Annotated in this window: 7 protein-coding genes; 4 read left to right on the top strand and 3 right to left on the bottom strand. The window is 67.0% G+C overall.

Going from position 1 to position 6,801, the window contains the following annotated elements; translation table 11 throughout:
* Positions 1-26 precede the first annotated feature (26 nt).
* Both ABZ345_RS40895 and ABZ345_RS40900 read right to left on the bottom strand, forming a co-directional pair.
* Entirely contained in the window at positions 27-437 is a 411-nt protein-coding gene (locus ABZ345_RS40895) for a hypothetical protein (RefSeq protein ID WP_359860345.1), read from the bottom strand.
* Entirely contained in the window at positions 434-2,086 is a 1,653-nt protein-coding gene (locus ABZ345_RS40900; RefSeq protein ID WP_359860346.1) for an ABC-F family ATP-binding cassette domain-containing protein, read from the bottom strand. The genes ABZ345_RS40895 and ABZ345_RS40900 overlap by 4 nt, the downstream gene beginning before the upstream one ends.
* 92 nt (positions 2,087-2,178) lie before the next feature.
* On the opposite strand from ABZ345_RS40900, the gene ABZ345_RS40905 reads away from it, so the two are divergent.
* On the top strand, positions 2,179-2,799 hold the full coding sequence (locus tag ABZ345_RS40905) for a superoxide dismutase (protein WP_359860347.1): 621 nt from the start codon (positions 2,179-2,181) through the stop codon (positions 2,797-2,799).
* Between the two features lie 246 nt (positions 2,800-3,045).
* Here the strand turns inward: ABZ345_RS40905 and ABZ345_RS40910 are convergent, their stop codons facing one another.
* The gene (locus ABZ345_RS40910) at positions 3,046-3,309 is read right to left on the bottom strand and encodes a DUF2530 domain-containing protein (RefSeq protein ID WP_359860348.1); all 264 of its coding nucleotides are present in this window, start codon (positions 3,307-3,309) and stop codon (positions 3,046-3,048) included.
* Positions 3,310-3,325: 16 nt separating this feature from the next.
* On the opposite strand from ABZ345_RS40910, the gene ABZ345_RS40915 reads away from it, so the two are divergent.
* From ABZ345_RS40915 to ABZ345_RS40925, 3 genes are read left to right on the top strand one after another with little or no spacing between them, the layout of a single operon-like run.
* Positions 3,326-4,759, top strand: coding sequence for an NCS2 family permease (locus ABZ345_RS40915; protein ID WP_359860349.1), 1,434 nt, complete (start codon positions 3,326-3,328; stop codon positions 4,757-4,759).
* A 40-nt stretch (positions 4,760-4,799) separates the two neighbouring features.
* A complete protein-coding gene (locus tag ABZ345_RS40920; protein ID WP_359860350.1) occupies positions 4,800-5,225 on the top strand; it encodes a MarR family transcriptional regulator in 426 nt (141 codons plus the stop codon).
* A gap of 58 nt (positions 5,226-5,283) precedes the next feature.
* Positions 5,284-6,546 (top strand): MFS transporter, encoded by a 1,263-nt coding sequence (locus ABZ345_RS40925; protein WP_359860351.1) that lies wholly within the window; start codon positions 5,284-5,286, stop codon positions 6,544-6,546.
* Positions 6,547-6,801 lie beyond the last annotated feature (255 nt).

The following is a 6,801-nucleotide window of genomic DNA, read 5'->3' on the forward strand; positions in this document are numbered from 1 at the left end:
CCCAGAGCATTCGTCCGGGGGTCAATCTAGCGGCGGCGACCCGACTTCAGGGGCGCGACGTCCGCACCGTCGTGCGACGTGCGGCACTCGTCCGGCGTCACGGCCTCGACAGCCAGCGTCAGCTCGCCCTTCACACCCGTGTAGATCGACTCGCCGCGCGAGGCCAGCGACGCGTGCACGCGGTTCGAGTCGGTGAAGTCGCGCTCGTCCTTCACGCGCTTCTTGCCGGTCTCCTCCGGCCGCGTCGCGCTGCGGAGGTTGACCTCCAGCCAGGCCGCGACCTCGGCGGGGGAGGTCAGCACTTCTTCAGGGGTGCGGTCGAGCCGGACCTGCCGAGGAGAAGCGTGGTCGAGCGACGTGTGCTCCACATAGGCGTGCCAGTGGGTGTTGCGCATCGACCAGGTCTGTTCGACCGGCCAGTCCTCCTCGGTGGTCATGCGTCATATCTTCCACCCTTCACGTGAGGAAACGTGAGGAGGTCGCGCACGTTGATCTCGTGATCCACCCGCACGGCCGAAGCGAGCCGCCGATCGTGCGTGACCAGCAACAACGTTCCTTCGTACGTTTCCAGCGCTTGTTCGAGCTGTTCGATAGCCGGCAAATCGAGATGGTTCGTAGGTTCGTCGAGCACCAAACACGTGGTGCCACGAGCTTGGAGCAAGGCCAGTCCCGCGCGCGTTCGTTCGCCCGGCGACAGCTCTCGCGCGGGCCGCCGCACGCTGTCCGCGCCGAGCCGGAACTTCGCGAGCAACGTGCGCACCTCGACGTCCTGAAGCCCGGTCGCGCCGGCCACGATCCGCAACACCGGCTCGTCGCTCGCGAACTCGGCGCGCAACTGGTCGACCTCCCCGACCACCACGCCCGGCCCGATCGACCGGTCGCCGCGAACCAGTGGGATGCGACCGAGCAGCGCGCCGAGCAACGTCGACTTGCCGGACCCGTTCGGACCGGTGATCCGCCATCGCTCGCCCGCGCCGATCGTGAGGTCGACCGGCCCGAGCGTCACGTCACCGCGGCTGATGACGGCCTGCCGCAACGTGAACGCCACCGAGCTGCCCCGCCCGGCCGACGGCAGCGTCAGCCGCAGCTGCCATGCCTCGCGCGGTTGTTCGACCTCCTCCAGCCTGGCCAGCTGACGGTCCACAACGGACGCCTTGGCCATCAGGTTCTCCGCGCCCTGCTTGCGGCCCGCACGGACGTTCTTGTCGGGTTCGTCGTTGCGCGCCTTGGCATTGCCGGCTCGCCGCACGCCCTGCCGCGACCACTCCTTGACCTGCCTGCTGCGCTGCGCCAACGAGTCGCGCTTACCCGCGTACGCCTCGTACTCCTCCTGCGCGCGACGGTCCGCGTTGGCCTTCTCGTCGACGTAGGCGTCCCAGCCGCCACCGAACACGGTGAGCCGGTGCGAGAACTCGTCGAGCTCGGCGATCGCGGTCGTGGTGCGCGCCAGGAACTCCCGGTCGTGACTCACCAGCACGATCGCACCCGGATACCCCAGCACATGGGACTCCAGGAGGTCGAGCCCGCTTGCGTCGAGGTCGTTCGTCGGCTCGTCGAGCAGCAGCACGTCCGCACGGGTCAGCAACACCGCGGCGAGCCTGAGCCGCGCCTGCTGACCACCGGACAACTCGTCCGGCGCGCGACCGTCGAGCAGATCCGCCTTGAGCCCGAGGCGTTCGCACACCGCGTCCGCGCGTTCGCCGAAGTCACCGGCACCGATGGCGGTCCAGTGGTCGAGAGCGTCCGGGTAGTCCTCGCCGGCACCTTCGCCGAGCGCCTCGGCTTCTCGTTGCAGCCAGGCCTCGGCCTGGGCGACGCCGGTGCGACGGGCGAGGTGGTCACGCAGCGACTCTCCAGCTACGTGGAGGGTCTCCTGCGTCAGGTGCGCGACCGTCCCAGTGGTCGAGACAGTTCCGGTCTCGGGTTGCAGCTCACCGGAGAGCAACCGGAGCAACGTGGACTTGCCGACACCGTTGGGAGCGATCAGACCGACGCGGTCACCAGGCGAAACATCGAAATCAACCTCCGAGATCACGGTCCTCGGACCGAACGACAGCGAAATGTTCCTGGCTGTCAGCACGGACACGCTTCCGACGGTACGTCCCCCGGGCAACTGGTTTACTCGACCTTGTTGCTAGTAAGTTGCAAGAACCAAGAGATTGCAATTGGGGAGATGTCATGGCCCAGTACGTGCTGCCGGATCTCGACTACGACTACGGCGACCTCGAGCCGGCGATCATCGGCGAGATCAACGAGCTGCACCACGGCAAACACCACGCGGCGTACGTGAAGGGCGCGAACGACGCGCTGGAGCAGATCGAGGAAGCCCGCGACCGCGAGAACTTCGGCGGGATCGTCGGCCTGGAGACCACGCTGGCGTTCCACCTGGCCGGCCACGCGCTGCACCAGGTGTGGTGGAAGAACCTGTCACCTCATGGCGGCGACAAGCCCGTCGGCGAACTCGCAGCGGCCATCGACGAGCACTTCGGCTCGTTCGACAAGTTCCGCGGTCAGCTCAACGCCGCCGCGTCCTCGATCCAGGGTTCCGGCTGGGGCATCCTCGCGTGGGAGCCGATCGGCCAGAAGCTGGTCACGCTGCAGCTCAAGGACCACCACTCCAACCTGTCGATCGCGACCACGCCGCTGCTGGCGTTCGACATCTGGGAGCACGCGTACTACCTGCAGTACCGCAACCTGAAGGCCGACTACATCTCGGCGCTGTGGAACGTCGTCAACTGGGACGACGTGTCGGCCCGCTTCGAGGCCGCCCGAGCCGGCCAGAACGGCCTGCGGCTCTGATCTTCGGCGGTGGGTGCTCCGACAAAGCTTCCCTCCCGCCGAAAACGACGAGGCCCCCGCTCTGCCCAGAGCGGGGGCCTCGTCCGTTCCCGAACTGACTGCCGCTCCCACCACGAAGCGACGAGACTTAGGTTAGCCTAACTTGGCTGCCTTGGGAAGTCCGGCTGATCACGGCGCTGGCGACTGCGGGCTGAACGACGGCTCTGGCCGCCGCACACAGTCGAAAGCGTCGATCATCGCGCCTGCCTAGACGTCGTCGAGGCCCTGCTGCGCGGTTCGTGATCCTCGCCTCGCGGCGCGGCGTTGCCAGTAGAACACTCCGTAGCCGATGATCCCGAGCAGACCGCCGGACAGCGTCGTCCAGAGCAGCGTGCTGTTCGAGCGATCGAGCAGCAGCACCACGAAGAAGCCGAGGAACCACAGCGCGGTTCCACCCAGCACCACCGGCACGGGATCGGCGAGCCGGTGCGGCAACGGGGGCGGATGTGGGGCGGAGTCGCGTTCGGACACAGCGTTAGGAGACCAGATGCTGGACGGGTTCTTCAAGATTTCCGAGCGCGGGTCGACCGTGGCGCGCGAACTGCGCGGCGGTGTCGTGACCTTCTTCACGATGGCCTACATCGTGGTGCTGAACCCGCTGATCATCGGCAGCTTCGCGCCGACGGGACCGGGCGCCCACCCTGACGTGCTCGGCAACATCCTCCCGGTCGGCCAGGTCGCCGCCGTGACCGCGCTGGTCGCGGGCGTGATGACCATCCTGTTCGGACTGATCGCCAACTACCCGTTCGCGCTGGCGACGGGCCTGGGCATCAACTCGTTCGTGGCGGTCAGCGTGGCCGCGAAGGTCAGCTGGCCCGAGGCGATGGGGCTGATCCTCGTCAACGGCCTCGTCGTGCTGCTCCTGGTGCTCACCGGCGTGCGGACCGCGGTGTTCAACGCCGTGCCGAACGAGCTGAAGGCCGCGATCGCGGTCGGCATCGGCCTGTTCATCACCTTCATCGGCCTGGTCGACGCCGGTTTCGTGCGCCGCCTGCCCGACGCCGCCAACACCACCGTTCCGGTCGGCCTCGGCATCAACGGGTCGATCGCCAGCTGGCCGACGCTCGTGTTCGTGGTCGGCCTCGTGGTCACCGGTGTGCTGTTCGCGCGCAAGATCAAGGGCGCGATCCTGATCGGCATCGTCTCGACCGCGATCTTCGCGATCATCCTCGAGGCGATCGTCAAGGCCGGTCCGTCGGCGGGCACCAACGCCAAGGGCTGGAACCTCGGCTACCCCGCCCTGCCCGACAAGGTGTTCGGCGTGCCGGACCTCTCGCTGCTCGGCGAGGTGTCGTTCGGCGCGTGGACCCGGATCCCGGCGCTGGCCGCCGCGCTGATCGTCTTCACGCTGGTGCTCACCGACTTCTTCGACACCGTCGGCACGATGACCGGTCTCGGCAAGGAAGCGGACCTCATCGACGAGGACGGCCAGCTCCCCAACGTCAGCAAGGCCCTGTTCGTCGACGGCCTCGGCGCGGTCGCCGGTGGTGCCGCCTCCAGCTCGTCGAACACCGTCTACATCGAGTCCGCGTCCGGCATCGCCGAGGGCGCGCGCACGGGCCTCGCGAACGTCGTGACCGGCGTCCTCTTCCTCCTCGCGATGTTCTTCACGCCGCTCTACGAGATCGTGCCCATCGAAGCCGCCGCCCCCGCACTGGTGATCGTCGGCGCGCTGATGATGATGCAGATCCGCGAGATCGACTTCACCGACTTCACCATCGCGCTGCCGGCGTTCCTCACCATCGTCGTCATGCCGTTCACCTACTCGATCGCGAACGGCATCGGCGCGGGCTTCGTGAGCTACGTCCTGCTCAGGGCCCTGACCGGCCGGGCACGCGGCGTCCACCCGCTCATGTGGGTCGTCGCCGCGGCGTTCGTCGTCTACTTCTCCCTGGCCCCGATCCAGAGCCTGCTCAACTGACCTTTCGGCAGGAAACTATTTCGTGAGGTATGCTAACTACGTGGCGACCGAACAGCACGGACTGGCGAGCAGGCTCCGGCTTGCCGTCGTTCGCCTCAACCGTCGTCTGCGAGCGCAGCGCACCAACTCGTCGGTGTCGCTGACGCAGGTGTCCGCACTGTCCACACTCCACAAGTGCGGCCCGCTGACGCCAGGAGAGCTGGCGGCCAAGGAAGGCGTGCAACCGCCGTCGATGACGCGCGTGATCGCGGCCCTGGAGGAGTTCGGCTTCGCCACGCGCAGCCCGCACCCCACCGACGGCCGTCAAGCCATCGTCGAGCTGACCGCTGAAGGCTTGTCCTACCTGGAAGACGAGATCACCGCGCGCGAAGCGTGGCTGGACAAGCGCCTGGCAGAGCTGAACCCCGACGAACGGGCACTGCTCGCCGAGGCCGCCGAGATCATCGACAGGATGGCGGGGCAGTAACGACGTGGCGGGTTACGCAGGTGGTGGAGCAGACAGTTCGCCACCTCGTCGTACCGGCATGTTCGGATCGTTACGCATATACAACTATCGCCTCTACGCCTCAGGCCAGATCATCTCGCTGGTCGGCGTCTGGATGCAGCGAGTAGCCCAGGACTGGCTTGTCCTGGAACTCACCAACGGCTCGCCGGTAGCCCTCGGCTTCGCCGCCTCCCTGCAGTTCCTCCCGGTCTTGCTCTTCTCCATGTGGGGCGGCGTGCTCGCCGACCGCATGGACAAGCGCAAACTGTTGCTCTGGCTCGAATCCGCCCTGGGCGTCTGCGCCCTGGCACTTGGTCTCCTCGACGTCACCGGCGTGGTGCAGCTCTGGCACGTCTTCGTGCTCTGCTTCCTCCTGGGCTGCTTCTCCGCCGTGGAAACCCCAGTACGCCAATCGTTCGTCGTGGAAATGGTCGGCCGCGAGTCCCTGACCAACGCCGTGGCCATCAACTCGATGATGTTCAACCTGGCCCGCATCGTCGGCCCGGCCATCGCAGGCGTCACCATCGTCGCCATCGGCACGGGCTGGGTCTTCCTGGCCAACGCCATCAGCTTCGTAGGCGTAGTAGGCGGCATCTGGCTGATGCGAACATCCCAGCTCCTACGAGCCGAACCGGTCCCACGCGAAAAGGGCCAACTGCTCTCCGGCCTCCGCTACGTCCGCAGCCGCCCCGACCTGCTGACCGTGATGCTGCTGGTCCTGTTCATCGCCACCTTCGGCATGAACTTCTACATGACTCTGGCCATCCTGGCCCGCAACGTCTTCGGCGGCGACGCCGACGCCTACGGCCTGCTCTCCACCCTCATCGCCGTAGGCACCTTCGCAGGCGCAGCCTGGGCAGCCCGCCGCAAAACCCCGCGCCTAACCGTCTTCATCGGCTCCGGCGTGGTCTTCGGCCTGCTGGAAATCATCTCGGGCCTGATGCCGACGATGCTCCTGACCGGCCTGATGATGATCCTCGTGGGCATAGCGATGATGACCTTCAACACCACCGCCAACGCCACCATCCAACTAGCAGTGGAACCGGAGATGCGGGGCCGAGTCATGGGCATCTACATGCTCGTGTTCCTGGGCGGAAACCCAGTGGGCGGCCCACTGATGGGTTGGCTGGGCGAGATCAACGGCCGCGCCCCGATCATCGTGGGCGGCGCGGTCTCCACCCTGGTGACGATCACGGCTTGGTTCATCCTGGTCCGACGCGGCGACATTCCAAAGCCAAGCTTCCGCAAGCGCCAGCCAGAACCCGAGATCACCCCAGCAGAACTACAGCCCTCGGACCACTAGCCACCCCCGCGCACCCACAACGCCGATGCCGAAGGCGAGGCGCCCCGAAGGCGAAGCCGAGGCAAGGCGACGCCGAAGGCGAGCTGCTTTTCCCGTGCGCTTCGGGTGGGGTCCCGTCACGAGTCGTGCCTGATCGTCTGCCGCGCCAGAGTCGGGGTGTCAACCGGACACGCTTTTCGTCCGGTTGACACCCCGATCCTGGTGTGGCTCGCTCCGGCTCGGCTTGGGACGGGACCCCACCCGGACCGCACCACC

Source organism: Lentzea sp. NPDC005914, from assembly GCF_040629405.1.
Classification (GTDB): domain Bacteria; phylum Actinomycetota; class Actinomycetes; order Mycobacteriales; family Pseudonocardiaceae; genus Lentzea.

Excerpts from the sequence above, each read along its gene's own strand:
- ABZ345_RS40895 (WP_359860345.1), bottom strand. The coding sequence starts at position 437 with ATGACCACCGAGGAGGACTGGCCGGTCGAACAGACCTGGTCGATGCGC.
- ABZ345_RS40905 (WP_359860347.1), top strand. The coding sequence starts at position 2,179 with ATGGCCCAGTACGTGCTGCCGGATCTCGACTACGACTACGGCGACCTC.
- ABZ345_RS40915 (WP_359860349.1), top strand. The coding sequence starts at position 3,326 with ATGCTGGACGGGTTCTTCAAGATTTCCGAGCGCGGGTCGACCGTGGCG.
- ABZ345_RS40925 (WP_359860351.1), top strand. The coding sequence starts at position 5,284 with ATGTTCGGATCGTTACGCATATACAACTATCGCCTCTACGCCTCAGGC.